Raw genomic sequence first — 25693 nt, 5'->3', positions numbered from 1 at the left:
CCTGCGGAGACGGGGATGGATGTCGACATCGACTTGAAGCAGACCGGGCCCCTGCTCGCATTGCGGGGGATCTCAAAACGATTCACCGGCGTCCGCGCCCTCGACCGGGTCGATCTCGATGTCCGTGCCGGCGAACTGCATGTGCTGTTCGGCGAGAACGGCGCCGGCAAATCGACCCTGATCAATGTGGTGTCAGGGACGTTTCCGCCCGACGAAGGCACATTCCATTTCGGCGGCGAGGAAATCCGCCACCTCACGCCGCAGCGGGCGCGCGCGATCGGCATCAGCCCGGTGTTCCAGGAATTCTCGCTGGTTCCAAGCCTCACGGTGGAAGAGAACCTGTTCCTCGGCCGCGAAGTCTCGAGCAGCGGCGTGTTGCGGGCGCGCGAGATGCGCAAGCGGGCCCGGGCGCTGATCGACGAACTCGGCTTCGACCTTGATCCATCGCAGCGCGTCGACGATCTCTCGCGCGCGCACCAGCAGATGACGGAGATCGCCAAGGCGCTGCTCGGCCGGGTGCGTCTGCTCATCCTCGACGAGCCGACCGCCTCGCTGACGGAGCGCGAGACCGGACGGCTGTTCGAGCTGATTGCCCGGCTGAAGAGCCAGAATGTCGGGCTGATCTATGTTTCACACCGCATGCGCGAGATCCGTGCGCTTGCCGACCGCGTCACCGTGCTGCGCGACGGCCGCCATATCCGCACCCTCAATGCCGCCACGTCGACCGACGGCGAACTGGTCGAACTGATGACCGGCCGCAAGATCGACCTGCTGTTTCCGACGATCGCGCACAAGCCGGACAAGGTCATGGTCGACGTCGAAAACCTCACCTTGACCGACGGCAGCGTTCGCGACGTGAACTTCTACGCCCAGGCGGGCGAGATCACCGGCATTGCAGGCCTCGTCGGCTGCGGCAAATCGGAGCTGATCCGCGCCATCTACGGGCTGGAGCCGATGGCTTCGGGCGTAGTCCGGATCGATGGCTTGCGCTACGAATTCCCCACGCCGCGGCGCAGCCTGAAGCATGGCATCGCTTATTTCCCCGCCAACCGGATCGCCGAAGGGCTCGCGCTGTCGCGCCCGATCCGCGAGAACGCCTCGATGACCGGACTAGACCTGCCCGCGTTCGCCCGCTTCGGCGTGCTTCGACAGGCTGCGGAGCGCATCACGATCGCCGGCATCATGGAGCAGTTGCAGCTCAGGCCGCCCAACATCGAGCGGGCCGCAGGCGCGCTGTCCGGCGGCAACCGCCAGAAGGTGATGCTCGGGCGCGCGCTGACGCGCGAGCTGACCGTCTTCCTGTTCGACGAGCCGAGCGTCGGTATCGACGTCGGTGCCAAGCTCGAGGTCTACGAATTCATGAAGCGCCTCGTCGAGGCCGGCGCTGCGGTCATCGTGGTGTCGTCCGAATTGCCGGAAGTGCTGGCGCTGTCGAACCGGCTCTACGTCATGCACCATGGCCGGGTCGCCGCCGAGCTGAAGGGCGCCGAGAAGACCGAGCAAAACGTGCTTGCGAGTTTCTTCCGCGATCATCTTGCGGCGGAGGTGGCATGAGCACGGCCCTCACCGCCCCCCAACCTCGGACTTCCATCGGCTCTGGCCGATCGATCGCCGGACGGATCGGATTGCTGCCGGCGCTGCTGGTCGCGCTTGTCGCCGGCATGTCGGCGATCGATCCCCAGTTCTACGGCATCATCAACATCCTCAACATCCTGCGCAACGCGTCGTTTCTCGCGATCGTCGCTTGCGGCCAGGCGCTGGTGATCATCGCGGGCGGTTTTGACCTCTCGGTCGGCGCCGTCGTCGCGCTCGCCAGCGTGGTGACCGCAAAGACCATGGCGGCCGCGGCAGTCGCGTTTCCCGGCAACAACGCCCTCATCATCGCAAGCGGCGTCGCTGCCGGGCTCGGCTGCGGACTGCTGGTCGGGCTCGTCAACGGCTTCTGCGTGGCGAAGCTCAAGGTCTCGGGCTTCGTGGTGACGCTCGGCACGATGTCGGCGACCGCCGGCGTCGGCCTCATGATCACCAGCGGCATCCCGGTCTACGGCATGCCCGAGGCTTTCGTAAAAGGCTTTGGGCGCGCCCAGGTGCTCGGCCTGCCGACCGCTGTCTACCTCGCACTCGCCGTCATCCTCGTGACGATGTTCGCGCAGCGGCGAACCTTGTTCGGCCGCTACGTCTATGCGATCGGCGGCAACGTCGATGCGGCCGTGGTGTCCGGTGTGTCGATCCAGCGCCATATCGTCGGCACCTACGTCCTCTCCAGCGTGCTCGCCGCCCTCGCCGGCATATTGCTGACCGCGCAGGTCGGCTCCGGCCAGGCCAGCTTTGGCGGCGACCGCATGATGCTGCAGTCGATCGCCGCCGCCGTGATCGGCGGGGTCAGCCTGCGCGGCGGCGTCGGGCGGGTCGAGATCGTCGCCATCAGCGCGCTGTTTCTGACCATCCTCGGCAACGCGCTCAACCTCCTGCACATCGACTCCCGCCTGCAGCCGGTTTTCCTTGGCGTCATCATGGTGGCGGCCGTGGCGCTGGACGAACTCAGCCGACGGAGGAAGTCCCGTGTCTGACCTCGAATTGTCGGTCGCCGCCAAGGACACCGGTCACACGCGATGGCTTCCGGCCGAATGGCTCTGGCGCGCGATGCTGCCGATCGCGCTGGTCGTGCTGCTGCTCGGCTTTGCCGCCGTCGACAGCCGGGTGCTCTCCCCGGCCAATCTGCTCAACATCGCCCAGCAGACCAGCTATCTCGCACTCTTCGCGATGGCGCAGACCGTGGTCATCCTGACACGCGGCTTCGATCTTGCCCTTGGTCCGACAGTATCGATGGTCAGCGTCGGCACCGCGCTGGCGATGGCCGGCGCTACGGCATCGGGCCACGACACGACCACCGTCCTGCTCGCCGGACTTGGCGCCGGCTTCGGCCTTGGCATCGCGTGCGGCCTGTTCAATGGCGTGGTGATCGCGCTGCTCGGCGTGAACCCCTTTGTCGCAACCCTCGGCAGCTACAATATCGCGATCGGCGTCGCGACGACGCTGTCGGCCGGACGGCCCGTGCAGGGCGTACCTAGCACCTTCTCGCAGATCTTTTACGGCGGCAACATATTCGGTGTCCCCGCCGCCATCGCAATCACCGTCGCGATCGGCATCGTGCTGCAACTGATGCTGGCGCGTACCGTCTTCGGTCGCTCGCTCTACATCATCGGCACCAACCCGCGCGCCGCAGCGGTGGCGGGCTTGCCGGTGAAGCGCATCCTGGTTCTCACCTATGTGCTGTGCTCGGCCCTCGCCGCCCTCGGCGCCATCATGATGACGGCGCGCACCGGCTCGGGCGAACCTAATCTCGGCGGCTCGCTGTCGCTGCAGGCGATTGCAGGCGCCGTGGTCGGCGGAACGAGCCTCGCCGGCGGACGCGGCGGGGTCGGCACCGCGGTGCTTGGCGCCTTGTTCGTCACAATCCTCTCCAACGGCATGAATCTCACCCGCATCGACGGGTACGTCCAGATGGTCGTGCTGGGCGCGATCGTCATCATCGGCGTGCTGCTCGATCGCCTGCGACTGGAGCGGCGCCAATGACGACTAATCCCCTCCTGCAAAGCGGTCCGGCGGGATCGTTCTACGTCGCGCCCTCGCTGCCGGCAGCACTCGATGCGCTGAGCGACTACGGCACCGCTGGCGCTCCCTTTGCCGGTGGCACCTGGATCATGCGGTCTCCGATCCGGCACGAGCAGCTCAAGGCGCACTATGTCGCGATCGGGAAAATCCCCGAACTGAGCGCGGTCAAGATCGGCACCGACACGATCGAGATTGGCGCCGCGGTGACACACGCGGCGTTGGCGCTGGCTTTGGCCCGTCTCCCCGAGTTCGGCGTGCTCACAGCGGCGGCCGGCCGCGCCGCCAATCCGGCGATCCGCGCGATGGCGACGATCGGGGGCAACCTCTCGGCAACGGCGTTCGTCGCGGCGGATTGTGTGCCGGCGCTGCTATGCCTCAACGCCGAAGTCGAAATTGCCAGCCGAAACGATCGTGAGCGGATCAATCTGGAACAGTTCCTCAGGATGCGATCGACACTCGCACCCGGCCGGCTGCTCACGCGAATCGTCGTGCCGCGGAACGCGCGCAAGACCGCGCATGCGCGCCTGCCACTGCGCCAGTCGGGCGACTACCCGGTCGCCATCGTCAGCCTCGCGGTGGCGATCGATCCGGTAAACCGTGTGCAGGCCGTTCGGATCGCGATCGGTTCGGTCGAACCGGTTGCGCGCCGCTGGGTCCGCCTCGAAGCGGCGCTGCTCGGCCACGTGCTGAATCCGGTACAGGCTACCAAGGTCGCGGCCGAACTGGCCGATGAATTCACCGGCCGCGACAGCGTCGAGGTGCCGGCCTGGTACCGCGTGAGCGTGTTGCCAAGCCTTGTGCGTCGCGCTGCCGTCGCCGCGCTTGGCAGCTGAGCGCCGATGATGATGGAGGTGAACATGGCCCTGAGCCTGAGCGTAAACGGCGATCGTCGCGGCTTCACCGCCGATCCCGTCACGCCGCTGGTCGACGTCCTGCGCGAGGAGTTTCACCTGACCGGCGCCAAGCCGGTCTGCCGCGAGGGCTTTTGCGGCGCCTGTATGGTGCTGGTCGAAGACAGGCCCACTTTGTCGTGTCTGATGCCCGCGGCGCTCGCGCAGGGTTGCGAGGTCCGCACCGTCGAAGGCCTCGCGGCAAATGGCACATTGAACCCGATTCAGCAGGCGCTCGAGGCTTGCGACGCCGTGCAATGCGGCATGTGTTTTCCCGGCATGGTGGTGACCCTGACGCATCTGATGAAGGCGACGCCCGGCGCAACGCGCGACGACGTCCGCTCCGCGCTGACCGGCAACATCTGCCGGTGCACCGGATATGAGAGCATCGTCGAAGCGGCCGTGCGGGCGCTCACCGCGACATGATGGGAGGCCCAGCGATGGCCGACGTTTCCGCAACCATGGATTTCCGACGCCGCGATGCCGGCGACAAACTGCGCGGCCACACGCGCTACACCGTCGATCGCTATCTACCGGGCATGTTGCACGCCGCGGTGCTACGCGCCAACGTCCCCTCGGGACGCATCGTCCGCCTCGACACCGCCAAAGCCGCGCGCATGCCCGGCGTGCGCGCGGTGGTGACAGCCGCCGACGCACCCGGCACGATCGGAATCGGCATCGCCGATCACCCGCTGTTTGCCCGCGACGTGATCCGCTACGATGGCGAGCCCTTGGCAGCGGTTGCCGCCGACACGCTTGCGCAAGCCCAGGCTGCCCTCGCCGCGATCGAAGTTGAGACCGCGCCCGGGCCGGCCGTGCTCACCATGGCCGAGGCGCTTGCGCCTGAAGCGCCCCTCGTTCATCCCGACCGGCGCGCGTACGAAGTCCTGTTCGAAGGCGGGGCACGCGAAGGTAACGTCGCCTGGGAAGCGACCGTGGTCCGCGGCGATGTTGATGGCGCCTTCGCACGGACTGACGTTGAGATCATCGAGAGCGCCTTCCGCGTCGGCCGCCAAAACCATGTCGCCTTCGAGCCGCGCGCGGTGGTCGCAAGCTACGAAGACGGCCGTTTCCACATCGAGACCTCGACCCAGGTTCCCTGGGGCATCCGCAACGCAACCGCACGGCTCCTCGGTGTCGCCGCATCGCAGGTGCGCGTCACGGTGCCACCGGTCGGCGGCGGCTTCGGCCTCAAATTCGATCTTGCGGTCGAACCCTTCGCCGCCCTGCTTGCCCGCGCCAGCGGCCGGCCGGTCCGGCTGGTCAACTCGCGGGAAGAGGAGATGCTGACCTGCCTGTTCCGCGAGAATGCCGAGATCCGCATTCGCTCGGCGGTGACACGCGAAGGCGAGATCGTCGGGCGCGAAGCCGTCGTCCTGATGGACTGCGGGGCGTATGGCGGAGAACAGATCTTCCTGACCACCATGACCGCGCACACGCTCGGCGGCAACTACCGGCTCGGCGCGGTGAGGCTGGTCTCGCGTGCGGTCTACACCAACACCGCTCCGAACGGAGCGTTCCGCTGCTGCAACGGCGTCTACAACACCTTCGCGTTGGAGCGGCACACCGACGAGATCGCCGCCCGGATCGGCATGGATCCCCTCGCCTTCCGCCGCCGCAACGTGCTCGGCGATGGCGATCTCGGCGCCACCGGCCAGGTGTTCGAGGGCGACGTGCTCGGCCCGATGCTCGCGCGGATGGACACGCTACGCGACGCGGCCGCCCCGCCCCGCAAGCTTGCCGACGGTCGGCTGTTTGGCCGCGCCACCACGGTCGGAACCTGGTTCGTCTTTGTCGGTCCTTCGGCGGCAACCGTGAACATGAATGCCGATGGCACGGCCACGCTCGTGACGTCAGGCGTCGAGATCGGCTCCGGCTCGATGATGCAGAGCCTTCCGCAGATCGTCGCCAGTACGCTCGGCATTGACCCTGGAAACGTGATCGTGCGCGCCGCCGACACCGATGCGGCTGGCTACGATGTCGGCGTCGGCGGCGGCCGCACCACGGTCGCGCTCGGCGCAGCCAGTCTTTCGGCCGCGCAGGAAGTACGCACAAAGCTGCTCAAGGTCGCCTCTGACATGATCGAGGCGGCACCGGAAGACCTCGTGATGCGGCAGGGACGAATCGAGATCGCCGGCGCGCCCGGTTCGGGCCGCACGGTCGCCGAGGTCGCGACCCGCGCCCAGGCCCAGATCGGACCTGTCTCCGGCACCGGCGCCTTCACCGGAGCCGGCGTGCCGGCGATGCCGGGATGCGTCGCCGGCCACTTCATCGACGCGATCGACATCCCCGTATTCGCTGTCCATGATTGCGAGGTCGCCGTCGACGGAGAGACCGGGCATGTCGAAGTGCTCAGCTATCGCGTCGTCCAGGATGTCGGCCGCGCACTGAACCCGCGCGCGATCCAGGGCCAGATCCAGGGCGGCGTCGTGCAGGGACTGGGCTATGCCTTGCACGAAGAGGTCACGATCGGCACCAACGGCCGCGTCAACCAGAACGGATTCGAAACCTACCGCGTGCCGCTGGCGCTCGATGTCGTGCCGGTCGAAATCAGCCTCTACGAGGGTGCGCCGTCAATCGGACCGCTCGGTACCAAGGGTGCCGGCGAAGTGCCCATCCTCAATGTCGGCGCGGCCATCGCATGCGCGGTTGCTAACGCAACGGGTAAACGCGTCCAGGAGCTGCCACTCACGCCACCGCGCGTGCTCGAACTGCTCCTCGACCAGAAGCCAGACCTCTCGCTGCCCCACATTGCCGAAGACTGGATGGATAATCTGGTACGCCCGCACGGTACTACCGGATAGAATTGAACGAAGACTGCGATCGATCGCAGCTTTGCTGCCAGGCGTCCCCCTTGGCAGGTGAGCAAGCACCAGTTTCAGGACGAGATAAGAAAAGCAGCGTGCTCAACAGCCGCCGCTAGACTAGACACAGCTCGAGATGCACAACGAAGACGTCCTCAAAACTTCAATTCGGGCGCTGGCTGCGTTCAGTCCGGTTGGGTCATGAAGCCATCGAAGAATGTCGTGAGCGGCCCATAGCCATCGAGCGGCAGAACGTGCGCCACGTACTGGTCTGGCCGCACAACCACCATGCATCCCCGTTCGCGATCGATGCCACGCATCGTGAAGATATCGTTGCCGCCTGTCAGGCCGGCGCAGAACATTTTCTCGTAGTCGCGAAGTCCATATCGTCCCTTCCCCGGCAGCAGGAAGGACGGCATCGCCTCGATAGCGAGCGCATGATGATGCTGCTGGAAAACCGCGCGAACATCGATCACCGAGTCGATGTCCTCACCATCAGGGGTGTATTTCCGCACAGGAGAGTCCTGCGCCTCGCCGAGGAAGTCGCACAGGGCCCGGATGCCGGAGTTGGGCGCCGCAGGATCCTCCGCGCCGGCAAAGGCAAAAATGCGCCAGCGTCCGTCCGCCCTGACCGCGTGGCCGAGGTGAACCGGCTTGGCGTCGGCCACACGGATGACCGGCGCGGAATGAAAGCGCATGCCGATCGTCAGCCCCTTGGCCAGATGCTGATGGGTTGGCTCGCCGGTCAGGATCGAGGGCCGGTAACGGGCCGCGGTTCCGGCGGTGTAGCGCCCGTGACTCACAAAGTATCCCTGCGTCTCGGCCGGATCGAACCCCTCGCTCGACGCGAGCAAGGCGGCCCATTCGCGGTCGAAATCAATCAGTTCCTTGGCGATCGCCTGGCGTTCGGCCGAATAGCTGTGCAGGAGGCTGGGCGCGCATCGCTTCCGCAAGACAGCCGCCAGCTTCCATCCGAGATTGAAACCGTCCTGCATGGATACGTTCATGCCCTGGCCCGCTTTCGGGCTGTGGGTGTGGCAGGCGTCGCCGGCGATGAACACACGCGGCAGACGTTTCGCGACGTCCGCTTCCGGCACGTCATCGAACTTGTCGCACAGGCGCTGGCCGATCTCATAGACCGACCACCACGGAACCTCTTTCACGTCGAGCGAATAGGGCTTGAAAATGCGCCGCGCCGCCGCGATCAGGTCGTCGGCCGTGATGTTACGATTGGAAATCCTCTCGCCGGCATCGAGCTTGTCGAGTTCGATGTACAGCCTGAAAAGATAACCGCCTTCGCGCGGAATGATGATGATGCTGCCGTGGTTGGCGGACTGTATCAATGACTTGAAGCGGACGTCCGGAAAGTCGGTGACGGCCAGCACGTCCATGACGCCCCAGGCATGGTTGGCGGAGTCGCCGCGCAGCGTGCGCCCGATGCTCGCGCGCACCGTGCTGCGCGCGCCGTCGCAGCCCACCACATAGCGCGCCTTGATGGTCTCGATCTGTCCTTCGTGCGCGGAATCGAGCCGTTCGAATCTCGCGGTCACCTGATGGGGACCGGCATCGTCGCCGGAGGTGGCAGCAGGGTCGATCTGAAGATCGAGCAGGCGCCGCGCATAATACGGCTCGAGCCGCGACGGCGATTTGCGCATGACGTCGAGGTAGAAATCATGCACCCGCGCCTGGTTCAGGACCACATGCGGAAACTCCGACAGCCCGTCTTCGGTGTCCTGCACCCGTCCGCTGCGGACGATGTTGTCGGGCTGCGCAGCGTCGGGCTTCCAAAAGGTCGTCTCGTTGATCCAGCAGGCTTCCTTCAGCACACGCTCGCTGAAGCCGTAGGCTTCGAACATCTCCATCGTGCGGCAGGCAACGCCATCAGCCTGGCCGCGGAGCAAAGGGCCCGGCTTCTGTTCAACGATGCAGGTCTTGATATCGGGAAAGGCGGACAGTTGAGCCGCCAGCGTCAGCCCGGCCGGACCGCAGCCGACGATGAGGATGTCGACCTCCGCCGGAATGGCGCCGGCAGATCCTGACGCAACAACCCGTTGTGCAGGGTCTTGAATCTCGGGGTCGCCGGGTTCGAATCCGTTCAGATGAAATTGCACGAAACCCTCCCCGCGCCTGACGCGACTTCCGGGCCGTCAGCTTGCTGGGGCTCCAAAAAGTCGTTGCCGAATTTAATCAGTATGCTTATTATCAGTATACTTGTCAAGCGAGCAACCTGGAGGGTTTTGGTGACCGAGAACGACGACAAGCCGGGGCACCTGGCGCGCCGGTTCCAACAGATTGCGGTGGCGGTCTTCCATGCCGCGGTCGAGGAAGCCGGCTATGACCTCACCCCAGTTCAATACGCAGCGCTCACCACCATCGGGACGCAACCGGGAATCGATCAGGCGACGCTTGCCGGGTTGATCGCCTATGACAGGACGACCATCACCGGCGTTGTGGATCGGCTGGTGCAGAAAGGCTTGCTGGTTCGGCTGGCTAGCCGCACCGACAGGCGCGCCCACGCGTTGCAGGTCACCGATGAAGGACATCGGACGCTCGACGGGATAGAGCCGGCAGTCGAGGCTGCACAGCGGATCTTGTTGGCTGGCCTGTCCAATGCCGAGGCCGCGACACTCATGCGGCTCTTGCGCAAGGCCATCGCCGCCGGCAACGAACTTAGCCGCGCCCCGCAGCAAACGGCTTTGACAGATGCCGCCAGAAAGAAATAGCTTTCGTTCGTCAGGCAGCGACGACAGGAAGCCCACGGTCCCCTACTCGGCGCGCGTGTTGACAAGCCTTAATCCGGTCGTTTCCTGCCGACGTCCAGCTTAAATCGCACTGACTGCTATCTTTTTTGGCTTGCTGCTTAATCCGTGATCGCTGGCGCGCGAATCTTTCGAGAACAGGACGCGGCGCTCCGCGCCAGTCGTAAGCACACCCCGCTCTTTATCAGCACCGGCCCAGGACTCCTTATTTTCCCACCCAAGCACGAAAATTGCATAGAACGGCCCTGCCTGCACAGCGAGCAACGCCATGAACCTGATCAATCTGGACATCCGCATGCTGCGTTCGCTGATGTCGGTCGTCGAAACCGGCAGCATCACCGAGACGGCGCGGCGGCTTGGTCGTACCCAACCCGCGATTACCCTTCAGCTACAGCGGCTGGAGGAGCTCACCGGAAAGGCGATTTTCATTCACGAGGGCCGCCGGCTGTTTTTGACGGCGGAAGGCGAGACGGTCCTGAGTTACGCACGATCGATCGTCGGATTTCACGACGAAATGTTGTCGCAACTCGCCTCTCCGGACATCGAGGGTCACGTGGTGCTCGGCACCCCGGACCTCTATGCCGCCTTCATGCTCCCCTCGATCCTGAGGATTTTCCGCAAAGCCTTTCCGCGCGTTCAGCTGGAGCTGAACTGCTCTCTTTCGACACCACTCGTCGGATGCGTGAAGCGCGGCGAAGTCGATATCGCGCTGGTGACCCGCATGAACGATTTCACCGGCGGACTGGTGGTGCGGCAGGAGCAGTTAGTCTGGATGACCGGGGAGCAATCCACGGCGCATAACGAAAAGCCGATCCCCCTGGCGCTGCTGCCGCCGGGCAATATCTTTCGCGACCATGCGATCGAACGGCTGGAAGCATCAAGACTCCGATGGCGCATTGCCTGCGTCAGTCCCAGCGTCGGCGGTTTGCAGGCCGCCGCTTTCGCCGGCATGGCGGTCACCGTCCTCGGCCGCTCCGCACTGGTGCGCAACATGCGCGAGATCGGCGACAAGGAAGGGCTGCCGCCGCTACCGAAAGTCGATCTCCTGCTGTACAAGTCCCCGACCGCGACATCAAAGGCCGCGAGCGCCCTGCACGACTATCTCGCACACTATCTCAATCTCGAAGACGAGCTCCTGCTGGGCAAGGAGCTTCCGCTATCCGAAAGCGACAGCAGCGCCAGCCGATCAGCTCATCTGGGGCCGAAACTCGGCCCAGGGCCGCGCCCGCTCGAAGGCGGCGGCGATGCGGATGATGAGCCCCTCCTCGAGCCACGGCGCGATAATCTGAAGTCCAATCGGAAGCCCGTCGCTGTCGAAACCGCAAGGAATCGTGGCGGCCGGCAGCCCGGTCAGATTTATCGGCCAAGAGAACGGCGACCAACCTAGGTGGCGGTCGACGGCAACGCCGTCGACTTCATCGACCCCAAGTGCACCGGCCGGAAATGCCGTCACGGCCACCGTCGGCGTGACGATCGCATCGACCTTGCCAAACATTTCCAAAAACGAACCGCGCAGGCTGTTGCGGCGATAGCTGGCCTCGACATATTGGACGCCGCTATACACTGCGCCCTTCGCCACGACGTCACGGTAGTCGCCATCCGAGCCTGCGAGCGCGCTGGCGTCGCTGGCCGCGACGGCTGCGGCCTGCTCGGTGTAAGCGATCGGCTTCAATATTCGTTCGAGCATATCAGGTTCGAAATGAACGCAATCCGGAACGATGCTGGCGCCAAGCGAATCGAGCGTCTCAACCGCCGACTGAAAGGCCTTGCGAATGTCGGGCGCCACCGCCGCATAGCCGAAGTCGACACTGCTTCCGATCCTGATCCCGTCGAGCTTTACCGCTGTGGCGTCAAAGCTGCGCGTCGGCACCGGCAGGCTGGCGGCATCACGCAGATCGTGGGCGGCGATCACTTCGAGAAGCAGGGCCGCGTCGGCGACCGTACGCGCAATCGGTCCGGTATGTGCGAGCGACGCCCATGACGGCGGCGAGAAGCCCGGCGACCTCGGAACCAGCCCAAAGGTCGGCTTGATGCCGACCACGCCGCAGAAGGAGGATGGCACGCGTATCGATCCGACTCCGTCGGTGCCGATCGCGAGCGGCCCGCATCCGGCAGCGACCGAGGCCGCGGCCCCGCCACTCGATCCGCCACTGGTCCGTTTCGTGTTCCAGGGGTTGCGCGTGATACCGGACACCGGGCTGTCGGCCGTCAGCTTGTAACCGGATTCGCAAGTCGTGGTCTTGCAGGTCACGATTGCACCTGCCGCCTTCAAGGCCGCAACGGCCGCGCCATCGACGGTCGGCACCAGATCCCTGTTGGCGGGCGCGCCTCCGAGCGCGCGCACGCCGGCGACGTACACGAGGTCCTTGATGCTGACCGGCACGCCGGTCAGTTTGCCTGCCGGCTGTCTGGCAGACCAGGCAGCTGTCGCCACGTCAGCCGCCTTGCGCGCCTGATCATAGGTCTCGGTCACGACCACGTTGCAGGATGCATTGGTCAGTTCCAGTGCGGCAATCACATCCTCGATGACGTCGCGCGGCGTGAACCGCCTGGTGCGATAGCCCTCCAGTAATTCAACGGCTGACAGCCTGGCCAACGCATTGGCTTCAGTGGCGCCGTCGGCGCGGGCCTTTCCTGCTTTCACGGCAACCTCACAACGTCTGGAGAGCGGCCGCTATGGCCTTCTTTGCCATCACAGTCACGAGATGGGCGCGGTATTCCGCATCCGCGTGGATATCGGAGCTGAGGTTTTCCGAACTCACCTTGATGGCGGCGACTGCACCCGGCGTGAACGAGCCTTCGAGCGCAGCTTCCATCGCTCCGACGCGAAACACGCCGGGCCCCGCCCCGGTCACTGCGACCCGGACCTTTCCGGCCTTCTTCGCCGCGCAGACGCCGACGACCGCATAGCGCGACGCCGGGGATTTGAACTTGGCATAGCCGCCGGCCGACGGCACCGGGAAGCGCAGCGCAATAATGATCTCGCCCGGTTCGAGCGCCGTTTCAAACAGCCCGCGAAAGAACGCGTCGGCGGCGATCTCCCGGCGATCGGTCACCACAATCGCATCCAGCGCGAGCACCGCGGCCGGATAGTCGGCCGAGGGATCGTTGTTGGCGACCGAACCGCCGATCGTGCCGCGGTTGCGAACCGCGGGATCGCCGATACCGGCGGCGAGACTGGCCAACAGTGGGATCTTGCCGCGCACCAGTTCTGATTCCGCGACATCGACATGCCTGGTCATCGCGCCGATCGTCAGGACATCGTCCTTGAACGAAATCCCCGCCATTTGCGGGATCTTCGACAGGTCGATCAGCGCGGCCGGCGCCGCCAGCCGCTGCTTGATGGTCGGCAGCAATGTCATCCCGCCGGCCAGTGGCATGCTGTCTGCCACACCGCCAAGCAGCGCCGACATCTCGTAAAGCGTGCTCGGCCTGTGAAATGCAAATGATCTCATTTCGACTTCTCCTACTCTGCGGCCTGCGGCATTGCGGCATTCTGAATGACGCGCCAGATCCGGTTCGGCGTCGCCGGCATATCGACATGCATCACGCCAAGATGCGACAAGGCATCGACGACGGAGTTGATGACGGCCGCGGGCGACCCGATGGTGCCGACCTCGCCGCAGCCCTTCACACCCATCGGGGTGTGCGTACACAGCGTGGAATGGGTCTTGATCGTCATGTTCGGCAGATGATCGGCGCGCGGCATGGTGTAGTCCATGAACGATCCTGACAGCAGCTGCCCCGAGACGTCGTCATAGACGGCGTTCTCATAGAGCGCCTGGCCAACGCCTTGAACGATGCCGCCATGCAGCTGGCCTTCGACGATCATCGGGTTAATGACGGTGCCGACGTCGTCGACCGCGGTATATTTCTCCAGCGTCACGATGCCGGTCTCGGGATCGATTTCGACCTCAGCGATGTGACAGCCGCCGGGATAGGTGAAATTGACGGGATCGTAATAGGCCTGCTCCTCCAGCCCGGGTTCGAGGATTTCGAGCGGATAATCGTGCGGTACATAGGCGGCGCCCGCGATTTCCTGAAAGGTCTTGCTGCGGTCGGTACCGGCGACCGAGAAGACGCCCGCCTCGAACTGGATATCCTGCTCACTGGCTTCGAGCAGGTGCGCGGCGATCTTCTTGCCCTTAACGACCACCTTGTCGCTGGCCTTCGAGAGCGCGGCGCCGCCGACTACCAGCGAACGCGAGCCATAGGTGCCCATGCCGAATTGCACACGGTCGGTATCGCCGAACACGATGTCGACATTGTCGAAGGCGACCCCGAGCTTTTCCGACACGATCTGCGCGAAGGTGGTCTCGTGCCCCTGCCCGTGATTGTGGGTCCCGATCAGCACGGTCACCTGCCCGGTCGGATGCACACGCACGGTGGCGCTTTCGTAAAGACCGCCGCGGGCGCCGAGCCGGCCGGCAAAGCGTGACGGTGCAAGGCCACAGGCTTCGACATAGGTCGAATAACCCAGCCCGCGGAACTTACCGTCGCGTTCCGACGCCGTCTTGCGTTCCGCAAAGCCGGCGACATCCGCCGCCACGAGAGCGCCTTCGAGGCAACCCATCGGATCGCCGGAATCATACTCGACCAGAACCGGCGTCTGGTACGGATAGGCTTCCTTGGGGATGATGTTGCGGCGGCGCAATTCGACGCGATCGATGCCCATTTCCTTGGCCGCGACATCCACCAAACGCTCGACCACGAAGGTCGCTTCCGGTCGCCCGGCGCCGCGATAGGCATCGACCGGCACCGTGTTGGTGAAGACTACCTTCACGTTGCAATAGATCGCGGGCGTGGTGTAGACGCCGCCGAGCAACGGTCCATAGAGGTTGGTCGGGATGTTGGGGCCGAAGGTGGAGAGATAGCCGCCCATATTGGCCAGCGTGACCACCTTCAGCGCCAGGAATTTTCCGTTCTCGTCGAGCGCGAGTTCAGCCTCGGTGACGTGATCCCTTCCGTGCCGGTCCGAGACAAACCCTTCCGAACGGTCCGCTACCCATTTGACGGGACGGCCGACGCGTTTGGCCGCCCAGGTGATCACGGCCTCCTCGCCGTAATGGAATTGCTTGACGCCAAACCCGCCGCCGACATCAGGCGCCACCACGCGCATTTTCTGCTCGGGAATCTTGAGCACCAGCGCGCTCATCAGGAACCGCACCACGTGCGGAAACTGGCTGGTCGTCCACAGCGTGTAGTGGCCCGTTCCGCCATTATACTCGGCAATCGCCGCGCGCGGCTCCATCGGGTTGCCGATCAGCCGATTGTTGACGAGGCTGAGGCGCGCGACATGCGCGGCCTTCCTGAACGCGGTCGCAACCGCGGCCTTGTCGCCGAGTTCCCAATCGCAGCAGAGATTGTTCGGCACCTCGTCGAACAGTTGCGGCGCGCCAGGGCGAACGGCTTCGAGCACGCCGACTACCGCCGGCAGCACGTCATAGTCGATCACGACCGCTTCCGCCGCCGCGCGCGCGAGCTCCAGCGTATCGGCGATCACGAAGGCGACCATGTCGCCGACGAAGCGCACCTTGCCCTGCGCCAGCATCGGAAACGCCGGCTCCTTCATCGGCAGGCCGTCCGAGCCGTGAATGCCCCAGCCGCACGGCAGCGAACCGAGCCCGTCGGCGGCGACGTCGTCGCCGGTGAGCACGGCCTCGACGCCCGGCATTGCCAGCGCCGCCGTCCTGTCGATGCCACGGATGACAGCATGGCCGTGCTGGGAGCGAATGAACACGCCGAACGTCATGTCAGCGCGCTTGACGTCGGCCACGTAGTTGCCGCGGCCGGTCAGAAACCGGAAATCTTCCTTGCGACGGGGCGCGGCGCCAATTCCGATAATGTTGGACATGGCTATTCTCCGATCGCAGGTGCGTTCATGGCGGCGGCACCTGAAAGCACCGATGCCACGATGTTCTGATAACCGGTGCAGCGGCAGATATTGCCCTCGAGACCGTGGCGGACCTCGGCTTCCGTCGGCGTCGGGTTTTTCGTCGCCAGCGCCACCGCGGTCATCACCATGCCGGGGGTGCAAAAGCCGCATTGCAGGCCGTGATTTTCATGAAACGCCTGCTGCATCGGATGCAGGGCGTTCGAACCGCCCGGCCCCGACAATCCCTCGATGGTCGTCAGCGTGCCGCCGTCGAGCATCGGTGCAAGCAGAGTGCAGCTCTTCACCGCCTCGCCGTTGAACAGCACGACGCAGGCGCCGCACTGGCTGGTGTCGCATCCGACATGGGTCCCTGTCAGGTTGAGGTTCTCGCGCAGCAATTCGGCGACCAGCGTCGCAGGCTCGACATCGACCGTCCGGGGCCGGCCGTTAAGCGCAAAACTGATTTTCATCTGGCATCTCCGGGGGCTGGGGCTGACATCAGGCAAGAACGCGGGCGCGGCCCGCCGACCAGGTCGCAAGCAGCATATCGCCGACATCGAAGGGATCGCGGAAGAACGTCCGCTCCGGGATGTAGGCAACAAAATCCTCGTCAGGCAACGTGTCGAGCATGACCTTGACGAACGATCCCTGATACTCGATGGCGACGACGCGGCTCGGCAGCGCCGTGGCGCCATCGCCGAGGCCGCCGGCATCGACCCGCATCAACTCGATATCGTCGCGCCGTACCGCCAGATCGATCCGGTCACCGACAGCAAGCCGCGTATCGGCGCACAGCCCGACCTGGATTCCGCTGCGGTTCGGTTGCGACAGCACGACATGGCCGTCGCCGATCTGCTCGACCTTGCCGGACAGCACATTCTGCCCACCGAGGAATTCAGCGACGTAGCGGTCCCGCGGATAGGCATAGACGTCCCGCGCCGGCCCGGATTGCTTGATCTTGCCCTTTTCCATCACCACGACGATGTCAGCGAGTGCGATCGCCTCGAGCTGGGTATGGGTAACGTGAATGAAGGTGATGCCGAGTTCGCGCTGCATCCGGCGCAATTCCTGGCGCATCTGAACCCGAAGCTGCTCGTCCAGCGCCGACAACGGCTCGTCAAGCAACAGCACCCGCGGTTCGGTGATCGCCGCACGCGCCAGGGCGACGCGCTGCTGCTGACCACCCGACAGATTGGCCGGCAGGCGGTCCGCCAGTTCGGTCAGCCGCACCTTTTCCATCATCAGATCCGCAGCCTTGTAGCGCTCGGCCTTCGACTGGCCGCGCACCCGCAGCGCGAAGGCGATGTTGTCGCGCACGTTCAGATGCGGAAACAGCGCGTAGGACTGGAACATCATCGCGGTGCGTCGCTCGACCGGCGCCAGTCCTGCGACATTCTCGCCGCCGATCACGATCTCGCCTGCGGTCGGATCCTCGTGACCCGCAATCATCCGCAGGATCGTGGTCTTGCCGCAGCCGGACGGCCCGAGAAAGCAGCAATAGGCGCCGTCGGGGATCTTGAGGTTGACGCCATCGACCACGTTGGCTGCGCCGTCATAGCTCTTGCAGAGACCTGCCAATTCGATATCGCCGGCGCCTGCGCGCATTCCCAATTCCTCAGTGCGTTGCCGCGCGCACGCCGCGGCGCTTGTTGATGAAAACAATGGCGGCGATGCAGCCGCCGATGATCGCAAAGGACACGATTGTGGTAACGGTGCCGAGCGCATAGAGCGATGGCGACGTCACGTTGAGCGTCATGCTCCAGATTTCGAGCGGCAGGGTGTTGAGCGAGCCCGCGGTCTGCAGCGTGCGGGCGAACTCATCATAGGACAGCGTGAAGCCGAACAACGCGACCGCGACCAGGCCGGGCGCCAGCACCGGGATCACCACCAGGCGGATGGTCTGCCAGCGGGTGGCGCCGAGATCGCGGGCCGCCTCCTCCCACACGCTGTTGAAGCGGGACATCACGGCGAACATCACCAGCACGCCGAACGGCAGCGTCCACGACAGCTGCGCACCCAGCGCGGAGGTGTACCAGCTCGCGTTGATGCCGAGCCACTGAAACAACAGACCGATGCCGAGCCCGAGCACCAGCCCGGGCGCCACCAGACTGCCGATCATCAGGTAGAACACGAAGGTGTCACCGAAGAAGCGGCGGCGGAACGCCAGCCCCGCCATCAGCGACACGACCAGTGTAATCACCGTCACCAGCGCCGCCAGTTTGATCGAACGGTCGAACGATCCCTTGACGTCGCCGGTGCGCACCTGCGTGAACAGATCGACGAACCAGTGCAGCGAATGCCCTTTCATCGGAAACACCAACCCGCCGCGGATATCCTGGAACGACAGGATGTAGATGCAGATCATCGGCCCGTAGAGTGCCGCGACGTAGAGCGTGAAAACGGCCGCGAGCGCGTAGAACGTCCAGGGGCGGCGATCGCCGCGCGCGACGGCGGGGACACGCCGGGTTCTGACCATAGCCATATCAGCCTCGCCGAGAGCGACCGTCATTGCGTGATCTCCCGGCGAATATCGACGACACGCAGGATGAGGGCGATGACGGCAATCAGAACCACGGTCAGCAGCACCGCGCTGGCCGCGGCGATCGGATATTGCAGCACGCCGACGTTCTCGTAGAACGCGCTGACGACGGAAGCCGACCCGCCGCCGGACATCACCTTGACCACAAAGAAGTCGCCCATCACGATCGAAATCACGAAGGTCGATCCCAGCGCGATGCCGCTCTTCGACATCGGGATGATGATGTAGCGCATCACGTCGAGGCGGCTGGCGCCGGCGTCGAGCGCCGCCTCCACCACTCGCTTGTCGATGCGCGCCAGCGAATTGAAGATCGGCACCACCATGAAGATCGTCAGCTGGTGGACATAGGCGATGACGACCGCGAGACCGGAATAGAGCAGCACTTCCAGCGGTTCGCGGATGAGGCCGACGCCAAGCAACGCCGAATTGACGAGTCCTTCCTTTCCGAGCAACGGTATCCAGGAAATCATCCGGATGATATTCGAAGTCCAGAACGGAATCGTGCAGATCAGAAACAGGCCGATCGCGAGCAGCTGGTTCTTGACGTGAAAGACCAGGAAATAGGCGACAAGGAACCCGATGATCAGCGTGAACAGCCAGGTCAGGACCGCGAACTTCAGCGTCGCGACATAGAGATGGAAGGTCTGCGCCGATGTGAGTACGTCAGCGTAGTTTGCCAGCGTGAACGTCGGCAACAACCCGCCAAAACCGTCGGTCTCGAAGAAGCTCGCGACCAGCACGACCAGCGTCGGCAGCAGGAAAAACGGCACCAGCACCAGCATCAGCGGTGTCACGTAAAGCCATGCGCTCAAATTTGGTTGCCGCATCACCTGGCCTGACTGGACTTCATTTCGGATCTTTCGGGACGGCAATTTGAGGTTTGCCGGCGCTCGGGCTGCGCCGGCAGGACCGTTCACCTCAAGCGACCTTGAAATCGTTCCAGCGCTTGTTCATGTAGGCCGCCTCATCCATCAGCGTGTTCCAGCAGGAGATGTTCTTGACCCGGTCGAGGAATGAGCCGCCGTCGCGCTTGGTGCCGGCCTTCTCCATCGGCACCCCGTAGGGATCGTTGATGACCGAGGGCGCGGGTTTGCCGTCGTACCAGAAGTCCCATTCGGCCGCGGTCAGGAACTTCTTGGCCGTCGATGGCACCGGGCTGTAATAGCCGTAGCGTCCGACAAACCCACCCTGCCAGCCCGAGAGATACCAGTTGAGATAGTCGTAGGCGGCACCGAGCTTCTTGCCCGACAGGTGCTTCATCAGGCCCATGCCGTTGCACCAGCCGCGATAACCTTCCTTGCCGTTCTTGACGTTGACCGGCGCATAGACGCAGGGAATCTCCTTGACGCGGACGGCGGCAACCGCCGGCGACCACATCGACTGGATCACCACCTCACCTGCCGCCATCAACTGCACCGACTGGTCGAAGGTGGTCCAGGTCGCGCGGAACTGACCGGCCTTCTTCAGTTCGATCAGCTTGTTGCAGGTAAAGTCGATCTCCTCCTTGGTCATGTTGCCCTTGTTGCCGTACTTGATCAGGCCGGCGCTCTCGAAACAAAGGGCTGCGTCCATGATGCCGATGGCGGGAACGTCGAGGATGGCGGCCTTGCCCTTGAACTTCGGGTCGATCAGGTCCTTCCACTCGGTAATTTCACGACCGACGAGATCGGGACGATAGCCGATCGAGTCCGCATTATAGACCTGCGGCAGGAAGGTCGCCCATTCCGTCACGCCGTCGTTCAATTCGGTCGAATTCGGCTTGGCGATATACATCGCTTCATAGGGGGAAATGCCCTGCCGCGGAATCTTGTGGCCGTCGATCTCGCCCTTGGTGAAGATCGGCAGGATGTTGTCAAACTCCTTGATCTTCTTGACTTCGATGCCCTGGATCACGCCGCGCTTGGCAGCAAGCTTGGCCTGCCATCCCTCGAGGTCCGCGATATCCACCGAGTCCGGCTGGCTGATGAAGCGGTTGATCGAAGCCGATGTATCCAGGTTCTGCATCGTGACCTTGAAGCCGAGGTCCTTTGCCGCCTGATCGCCGATCGCCTTGACCACCGAGTAGGAGACGCCGACATGCCGGAGCTCGATGTCCTTGATCTCCTGCGCCCAGATCGTCGGGAAGCCGCGAAACGCGTCGGAGCCGACAGCCGCACCGGCCGCAGCCGCACCAGCTTTGAGCAGCGCCCGCCTCGAAAGACCTTTCTTCTTTACCGGAAGCTTGGACGAACCGGCCTTCGCAACGTCCTTGTCGTCATCAAACATGGTTCTCTCCGTTCGCGTTTGGTGGACCAGCCTGCACCCCAACCGGCTCGTTCGTTTGCGCGACCGTGTTGATGATCAACCGTAGCGAGGGAGAAATCCGATTGTAAAATCGGAAGTTAAAATTCCACGTATAAGGACGACTAATGTAGATCGCCGCCTGCTCAATGTGGCAGCAAGCCGATCTATAATTTGACCTTTACTTTGGAGAACGGTGGACGACCGATGAGCAGATCACGGAGGCTGCCTGGCGTCGTTTCGACATTGACGGTCCAACCAGGATGTCGAAATTCGGGATTGCTACCGTCGTCGGAAGCTGAGTTGAACCTTCATGGACGCTCACGGTGCAATGGCGGTCGCGGCCGAGGAAGCGGCAGATTAATCGACACCAGTCCTGAGGATCGCCAGCGCGAGCGCCTGGGCGCGCGGGACGATGCTGTCGAGTTCGAGATATTCCTGTGCGGTATGGGCTTTGCCGCCAACCGGGCCTACTCCGCAAATCGTCGGGGTGCCGACGCTCGCGGTGAAGCCGGAATCGGCGCAACCGCCGGCGAATTCGCCGTCGAGGTTAGGCAGGCCTGCATCCTTTGCCGCCGCGCGGTAGCCATCAAACAGGATTTTCGACGTCTCACTCTGCACCACCGGCAGGAATTCGCCGTTGATGTGCAGCTTCGCCGTCGTGCCCGGCACCGTCGACGTGGCGATAATGGCCTCGATCGCCGCCAGTGTGGTGGCGCGATCGGCGGGATCGATGTAGCGCATGTCGATCTGGCCCTCGGCATACGGCGCAGTGGTGTTGACCGACTGGCCGCCGGCGACCAACCCGACATTGAGGGTGATGCCTTTTGCAAGGTCGGTCAACGCGTGGATCTGCACGATCTTGTGCGCGAGTTCGCCGATCGCGCTGATGCCTTCGGCAAAATTGCCGCCGGAATGCGCCGCCTTGCCTGATATCTCGAAGCGCATGAACACGCCGCCCTTGCGGCTGGTGACGACGTTGCCGGTCGGCCGGCCGGGCTCGGAATTATACACCGCACGCGCAGCTCGGCCTTCACGTTCGATCACTGGACGCGACGATGGTGAGGCGATCTCCTCGTCGGCGGTGAGCAGCAGCTTGATCGGGCACGGCGCGCCGCCGAATTTGTGGAATGCCGCGGCGACGAAGGCGTTGATCACCAGACCGGCCTTCATGTCGGCAACCCCTGGCCCATAGGCCCTGCCGGCCTCGATCGTGAATGGCCGGCGCGCCACCTCGCCCTTGGGAAACACCGTGTCGCGATGGCCCATCAACAAGACAGGCTTTTCGTTGCTGCCCGGCTTCGTCACCAGCGCATGGACGGCATCGCCGAACACGTCATGAGGTTCGCGCCACGCCTCGATACCGTGTGCCGCAAAATGCTGCTCGAATCGTGCGCCCACCGCATCGACGCCCGCCTTGTCATAAGAGCCGGAATCGATATTCACGACGTCGCGCAGCAGATCGATCATGGTTTGCTTTTGCGACGCGATCCATTCGGTGATCTGCGCTTCTGTGCTGGCGGGCATGGCAGTTCCTTCGTAAGCCTTATCCAAGTTGCAGCATTCGAGGCGCCCCCTCTCCCGCTTTGGAAGAACGAGCCGCTCTCGTTTCTTACAGCGCCAATTCCTAAAGTGCCATTCCTATAGCGCCATGGCGGCGGCGTTGTTTGACACGCCCGTCTTCTGCATCATCATGCGGGCAATCGCCTCGCCAATCACCACCGTGGTGAAATGGGTGTTGGCGCGGCAATCGGACGGCATGATGGAGGCGTCCGCCACACGCAGCGCGGCGATGCCCTTCACGGTGCCATCCGGATTCACGACGCCGTTGGCGTCGTTGAAATCAGCCATGCGGCACGAACCGGCGGCATGCTGGATGTCGCCTGTGTCGCGGCGGAGCAGCGCTTCGAGTTCACCGTTCGGCAGCGCAGCAGCTTGCGGCAGCGTCAGATCGGTATCGATCAGGCGAATCCACTCGGCGATGTCAGCCAGCGCCGGCCGGGTGGTGAGCACGGCCAATCGCTTCACCGCATCGACCATGCGCAGCAAGTCGCGGTCATCGGCAAGCATGTTTTCCTCCACTATCGGATCGATCGACGGGTCGGTCGAAGCCAGCTTCAGATTGCCGCGCGAATAGGCGTTGAACAGCCCCGCACCGATGGCGCCGGGATTGCCGATGCCGCGATGGTTGAAAGCGATCAGGATCATGTCGCGCTTGCCGCCATCCGCAAGCCCGGACGAATACGTCACGCAGCAATTGGTGTGACGCGTGTCCGGATCTGTCGGCTGGAATTCGTCGCGCAGCTTGATGGTAGCGCGAAACAGCGGATGGTCGAAGAAGTGCCTGCCGACCGGCAGGTCGCGCTCGACCGCGATGCCCATCGCCTTCAGCTCGTCGGCCGGGCCGATGCCCGAACGTAGTAGTATCGCCGGGCTATGGATGGCGCCGGCGCACAGCACGATCTCGCGCGCCTTGATCTCCGAACTGCCCTGCCCTTCGATGTGAGCCAGCACACCGGTGGCCTGACCGTCCTTGATCAGGAGGCGGTCGACCAGCGCGTGACCCCGGATCTCCAGATTGGCGCGGCCGCGCGCCGGCTCCAGATAGGCTTCATTGGTGGTGATGCGGCGGCTGTCGCGGCTGTTGATCGGATAACAGGCGACGCCCTCGCCATCCGGCCCGTTGAGATCGGCACACCACGGATATCCCGATGCCAGCGCGGCGTCGCGCAGCCCGCGATCGATCGGCCCCCACTTCTCCGGCGGCGCGCGATAGACGGGCAACGGTCCGCCGCGGCCATGACGTGCGCGGTCGCCGAACTCGAAATCATCCTCGATGACCGAAAACAGCGGCATGACCTGTTTCGCCGACCAGCCGGTGCAGCCACCAGCCGCCCATTCGTCGAACGCGTCGGCCACACCGCGGATGGCGATCTGGCCGTTCATCATCGAACTGCCGCCGAGGCCCTTGCCGCGCCAATAAAAGCGCGCTTCCTGCCCCGCCACCCGGCGCGTCAGCAGGTTAGGCCACTGCCATTTCTCCTGATATTCGCGCATATGAATGATTGGAATCGGATTTGGCGTCCGGACCTCCCAGGGCGCCTCATCGGCGCGCCAGTCGAGGCCAGCTTCCAGCAGCAGCACGCGCCTGGTGCCATCCTCGGAGAGCCGGGCGGCAACCGCGGCGCCGGCAGAACCGCCGCCGACTACAATGACGTCATACATGGCGTTACTTCTCGATGTTCCAGAAGATCGGAATGGCGGACGGTATCAAACCGCGCAGATTGGCGCGATAGGCGGCCGGCTGAGCGAACTGTCCCCACGGAATGCCGGGTGCCTGATCATACATCACGGTCTGGATCTCGGAAGCAATCTTCTTGCGATCCTCCTCGGCGGGAGCCTTGGCAAAGGCGTCCAGCAGCGGAGTGATGCGCGGATCGCACTGCCAGCCCGTGAAGTCGGCGCAGTTGAACGCCACCATGACGTTGGTCAAAGGTGACGCCAGATCGAAGCCGCCGGCGTGAACGCCATAAACGCTCCAACCTTCCTTCTTGGTGCGACGGGCAAGCACCGAGGCCCAATCCATCACCTGCAGATCGACATTGAAGCCGGCCTGCTTCAACTTCTCTGCAAGGACCTGCGCCGAAATGCGCGGCGCCTCGAGGTCGCTGGCCTGCATCACGATCACGGGCTCGCCGGCATATTTCGTCGCCTTGAGCGCCGCGCGCGCCGCCTCGACGGAAGGATTCGCGGCTGCTTCGGTTCCGGCCTTGCTGTCATAGGTGGTGCCGCAAGTAAAGAATGTTGCGCAAGGTGTGGCGTATTTGGCATCGAGCCCCAACCCGTCCATCACCTCGCGCTGATCGACCAGCTTCCACAGTACGCGCCGGATCGCCGGATCGTCGAACGGCTTCTGCGTGGCGTTCAGGCGATAGGCGCCGGCAAACATGTTGCCGCCGGCGAAGTTGACGACCTTCACGCGGGCGTTCTTTTCCAGAACCGGCAGCAGGTCGAACGGCGCGTATTGCATGTAATCGACTTCGCCGGTCTGCAGCGCCGACGCCGCGGTGGATCCATCCGGAATGACGCGAATTTCCAGCGTGTCGATGTTGACGCGCTTGCCGCCGGCCAGGAAGTCGGCGGGTTCGGAACGCGGCACATAATCGGCGAACTTCTTCAAGATCATGCGGTCGCCGCTGCGATGATCGGCCTTGCTGTAGACGAACGGCCCGGAACCGACGATTTCGGTGATGCGTTGATCGGCCGGCGTCTTGGCCACCCGCTCCGGCATCATGAAGGCAACAGGGCTGACGGGATTGCCGAGCGCGTCGATCACGAGACCTGAGGGCTCTTTCAGCGTCAGCACAAAAGTCCTGGCGTCACTTGGCTCGAGCGACGCGGCGATGGCGAAGATTCGCCGGCCAAGCGCGTTGCGCTGTCCCCAGCGGCGCAGCGATGCGACGCAATCCGCTGCCGTCACTGGCTGGCCGTCATGCCATTTCAGGCCGTCACGCAGCGTGAAGGTGTAACCTAGGCCATCCGGCGAAACCTTCCAGTCCTGCACCATCTGCGGCTTGATCTCACCCTTGGTGTCCTTTGCGAACAGGGTGTCGAACACCATGAACCCGAAGGTCCGCGAGATATAGGCCGGCGTAAAATGCGGATCGAGCGTGGCGATTTCCGCTTCCAGCACCGCGACAAGATTGCCGCCAGCATAGGACGGCGTAATCGCCGGAGCCGCGCCGAGCGCGAGCGAAAACGTGGCAGCGATGAAAGCCTTCAATTTGAACATGGATGCCTTTTTTGGGTTCGTGAGGAGAGTCTGCGAGGCTTCGGAAGCCGAGAAACGCACCCCCGCAAGCAGGTGCTTAATCAAGCAATGTCCGTGCCGTGTGGGGCACGCTGCTCATGTCGCAACGACTACCTGCCGT

General features: G+C 64.0%; 20 protein-coding genes and 1 pseudogene. 8 read left to right on the top strand and 13 right to left on the bottom strand.

All coding sequences use genetic code 11. From position 1 onward, the window contains the following. The first annotated feature begins 15 nt into the window (after window positions 1-15). Genes JQ597_RS08535 through JQ597_RS08510 form a run of 6 tightly spaced genes read left to right on the top strand, consistent with a single transcriptional unit; the run spans window position 16 to window position 7309 of the window. A complete protein-coding gene (locus tag JQ597_RS08535; protein WP_212263748.1) occupies window positions 16-1554 on the top strand; it encodes a sugar ABC transporter ATP-binding protein in 1539 nt (512 codons plus the stop codon). Further along, entirely contained in the window at window positions 1551-2570 is a 1020-nt protein-coding gene (locus tag JQ597_RS08530; protein WP_212263747.1) for an ABC transporter permease, read from the top strand. The genes JQ597_RS08535 and JQ597_RS08530 overlap by 4 nt, the downstream gene beginning before the upstream one ends. Beyond that, on the top strand, window positions 2563-3576 hold the full coding sequence (locus JQ597_RS08525; protein ID WP_212263746.1) for an ABC transporter permease: 1014 nt from the start codon (window positions 2563-2565) through the stop codon (window positions 3574-3576). The genes JQ597_RS08530 and JQ597_RS08525 overlap by 8 nt, the downstream gene beginning before the upstream one ends. Continuing rightward, the gene (locus JQ597_RS08520) at window positions 3573-4448 is read left to right on the top strand and encodes an FAD binding domain-containing protein (RefSeq protein WP_212263745.1); all 876 of its coding nucleotides are present in this window, start codon (window positions 3573-3575) and stop codon (window positions 4446-4448) included. The genes JQ597_RS08525 and JQ597_RS08520 overlap by 4 nt, the downstream gene beginning before the upstream one ends. Before the next feature lie 24 nt (window positions 4449-4472). Next, the gene (locus tag JQ597_RS08515; RefSeq protein ID WP_212263744.1) at window positions 4473-4931 is read left to right on the top strand and encodes a (2Fe-2S)-binding protein; all 459 of its coding nucleotides are present in this window, start codon (window positions 4473-4475) and stop codon (window positions 4929-4931) included. A 14-nt stretch (window positions 4932-4945) separates the two neighbouring features. Beyond that, window positions 4946-7309, top strand: a complete 2364-nt coding sequence (locus tag JQ597_RS08510) for a xanthine dehydrogenase family protein molybdopterin-binding subunit (RefSeq protein ID WP_212263743.1) — start codon at window positions 4946-4948, stop codon at window positions 7307-7309. A 185-nt stretch (window positions 7310-7494) separates the two neighbouring features. On the opposite strand, the gene JQ597_RS08505 is transcribed toward JQ597_RS08510, so the two are convergent. Further along, window positions 7495-9420, bottom strand: coding sequence for an FAD-binding monooxygenase (locus JQ597_RS08505; protein WP_212263742.1), 1926 nt, complete (start codon window positions 9418-9420; stop codon window positions 7495-7497). Window positions 9421-9549: 129 nt separating this feature from the next. Between JQ597_RS08505 and JQ597_RS08500 the strand changes: the two genes are divergently transcribed. Beyond that, window positions 9550-10032, top strand: a complete 483-nt coding sequence (locus tag JQ597_RS08500) for a MarR family winged helix-turn-helix transcriptional regulator (protein ID WP_212263741.1) — start codon at window positions 9550-9552, stop codon at window positions 10030-10032. Between the two features lie 99 nt (window positions 10033-10131). Here JQ597_RS08500 and JQ597_RS08495 read toward each other — a convergent pair whose 3' ends face one another. Next, window positions 10132-10338, bottom strand: a complete 207-nt coding sequence (locus tag JQ597_RS08495) for a hypothetical protein (protein WP_212263740.1) — start codon at window positions 10336-10338, stop codon at window positions 10132-10134. Between JQ597_RS08495 and JQ597_RS08490 the strand changes: the two are divergent. Beyond that, window positions 10337-11167: pseudogene (locus JQ597_RS08490) on the top strand (LysR substrate-binding domain-containing protein); the annotation flags it as partial. The gene JQ597_RS08495 and the pseudogene JQ597_RS08490 sit on opposite strands and share 2 nt — an antisense overlap. Window positions 11168-11254: 87 nt before the next feature. Here the strand turns inward: JQ597_RS08490 and JQ597_RS08485 are convergent. From JQ597_RS08485 to JQ597_RS08435, 11 genes are all read right to left on the bottom strand, one after another. Further along, a complete protein-coding gene (locus JQ597_RS08485; RefSeq protein ID WP_349628802.1) occupies window positions 11255-12712 on the bottom strand; it encodes an amidase in 1458 nt (485 codons plus the stop codon). 7 nt (window positions 12713-12719) lie between these two features. Continuing rightward, the gene (locus tag JQ597_RS08480) at window positions 12720-13523 is read right to left on the bottom strand and encodes an FAD binding domain-containing protein (protein ID WP_212263739.1); all 804 of its coding nucleotides are present in this window, start codon (window positions 13521-13523) and stop codon (window positions 12720-12722) included. A gap of 11 nt (window positions 13524-13534) precedes the next feature. Then, window positions 13535-15922 carry a xanthine dehydrogenase family protein molybdopterin-binding subunit gene (locus JQ597_RS08475; protein WP_212263738.1) on the bottom strand — a complete coding sequence of 796 codons (2388 nt, stop codon included), beginning with the start codon at window positions 15920-15922 and terminating at the stop codon, window positions 13535-13537. A 2-nt stretch (window positions 15923-15924) separates the two neighbouring features. Beyond that, on the bottom strand, window positions 15925-16413 hold the full coding sequence (locus JQ597_RS08470; RefSeq protein WP_212263737.1) for a (2Fe-2S)-binding protein: 489 nt from the start codon (window positions 16411-16413) through the stop codon (window positions 15925-15927). A 28-nt stretch (window positions 16414-16441) separates the two neighbouring features. Then, the gene (locus JQ597_RS08465; protein WP_212263736.1) at window positions 16442-17548 is read right to left on the bottom strand and encodes an ABC transporter ATP-binding protein; all 1107 of its coding nucleotides are present in this window, start codon (window positions 17546-17548) and stop codon (window positions 16442-16444) included. A 10-nt stretch (window positions 17549-17558) separates the two neighbouring features. Further along, window positions 17559-18425, bottom strand: coding sequence for an ABC transporter permease (locus tag JQ597_RS08460; protein WP_502754339.1), 867 nt, complete (start codon window positions 18423-18425; stop codon window positions 17559-17561). Window positions 18426-18448: 23 nt separating this feature from the next. Then, complete coding sequence (locus JQ597_RS08455; RefSeq protein ID WP_212263734.1) at window positions 18449-19309, bottom strand: ABC transporter permease; 861 nt, start codon at window positions 19307-19309, stop codon at window positions 18449-18451. Window positions 19310-19400: 91 nt separating this feature from the next. Beyond that, entirely contained in the window at window positions 19401-20747 is a 1347-nt protein-coding gene (locus tag JQ597_RS08450) for an ABC transporter substrate-binding protein (RefSeq protein WP_212263733.1), read from the bottom strand. Between the two features lie 375 nt (window positions 20748-21122). Next, window positions 21123-22289 (bottom strand): M20 family metallopeptidase, encoded by a 1167-nt coding sequence (locus JQ597_RS08445; protein WP_249147596.1) that lies wholly within the window; start codon window positions 22287-22289, stop codon window positions 21123-21125. 114 nt (window positions 22290-22403) lie between these two features. Beyond that, window positions 22404-23987: a GMC family oxidoreductase gene (locus JQ597_RS08440; RefSeq protein WP_212263732.1), complete on the bottom strand. Its 1584-nt coding sequence runs from the start codon at window positions 23985-23987 to the stop codon at window positions 22404-22406. A gap of 4 nt (window positions 23988-23991) precedes the next feature. Beyond that, window positions 23992-25554 carry an ABC transporter substrate-binding protein gene (locus JQ597_RS08435; RefSeq protein ID WP_212263731.1) on the bottom strand — a complete coding sequence of 521 codons (1563 nt, stop codon included), beginning with the start codon at window positions 25552-25554 and terminating at the stop codon, window positions 23992-23994. Window positions 25555-25693 lie beyond the last annotated feature (139 nt).

The sequence above is a fragment of the Bradyrhizobium sp. AUGA SZCCT0177 genome, assembly GCF_018130125.1.
Lineage (GTDB): Bacteria > Pseudomonadota > Alphaproteobacteria > Rhizobiales > Xanthobacteraceae > Bradyrhizobium.
The sequence above is the reverse complement of the archived record's forward strand: the minus strand, read 5'-3'. Positions and strand labels throughout refer to the sequence as shown.